2 protein-coding genes are annotated in these 1,151 nt (G+C 62.6%); both read left to right on the plus strand.

What is annotated here, in order from left to right; translation table 11 throughout:
• A partial coding sequence (locus tag ACI94_RS02030) for a hypothetical protein (protein ID WP_286681032.1) occupies positions 1–354 on the plus strand: 354 nt, incomplete at its 5' end.
• Positions 355–451: 97 nt separating this feature from the next.
• Positions 452–1,151: ABC transporter ATP-binding protein (locus ACI94_RS02035; RefSeq protein WP_286681033.1), on the plus strand; the 700-nt coding region annotated here is incomplete at its 3' end.

Consider the following 1,151-nt stretch of genomic DNA (forward strand, 5'->3'; position numbering starts at 1 on the left):
CTCGTCTTTGGAAAGGATACGGTAAGGTCGGTCGAGGTGAAAGACGCCGATCGCCCCATACCTCGCTGGGTGGCCGTGCCGCTCTGGCTTCTTGTGGTCGCGCTGGTACTCTTCAATACTGTGGGGAGAGGGTTGCTGCTGTCTCCGGGTGGCCATGCCGTCAATCCCTATTTCGGCTTTCTGGTTCTCCTGGCGGTCGGCTGGATGGTGTTCATGCTGGAGTTGCTCTACCACGTCCTGGCCAGCCTGAGGTATCCCGGCTATCTCAGGGTAACTCTAGTACCCGCCGGGTTCCTCCACATCTACACGGACGACCCCGAACGGGTTGCAGCGCTGCTCGGTTCCCCGCGATGATGGAGCATCCTTTTGGCAAGAAGAATCAAAACATACAGAACAGCGAGATTCAATGAATTTCCCAATATCGCAGACCCCACCCAACGGAGCGGCCGGCATGACCGAGAGCGCTCACTCCTCACCCCCGCCGCTCATCGAGTTCAAAAACGTCAGCGTCGTCCGGGACGGCCACAGACTCCTCGACCGGGTTTCGCTCACGATCCGCGAGGGTGAGCATATCGCCATCCTCGGCCCGAACGGCGCCGGGAAATCGTCGCTCATCCGGGCGATCACCCGCGAGTACTACCCATCCTCGCCGGGCCCGGATACCGTCTTCCGGTTCCGGGGGCGGGACCGGTGGGACGCCTTTGACCTTCGGTCCCACCTCGGGCTCGTCTCCGGAGACCTCCAGCAGACCTTCACCCGCCGGATATCTGGCCGCGAAGTCGTCCTCTCGGGGTTCTTCTCAAGCATCGGGCTCTTTTTCTCCCACAATGTCACCCCCGCGATGGAGCGAAAGGCCGATGAGATCCTCGAGTTCCTCGAGGTCGCGCACCTCGCCGACCGCCCTATGACCGAGATCTCCACAGGCGAGGCCCGCCGGCTCCTGATCGGGAGAGCGCTCGTCCACGACCCCGGCACGCTCGTCCTCGACGAGCCCACGAACAGCCTCGACCTCCACGCGCTCCACACGCTCCGAAAGACCCTCCGAAAGATTGCACAATCGGGGACCGGGATCATCCTCGTGACCCACAACCTCCACGACATTATCCCCGAGATCTCCCGGGTCGTCCTGATGCGGGACGGCGCCGTCCGGA

Source organism: Methanoculleus sp. DTU007, assembly GCF_001512385.1.
Classification (GTDB): Archaea; Halobacteriota; Methanomicrobia; order Methanomicrobiales; family Methanoculleaceae; genus Methanoculleus; species Methanoculleus thermophilus.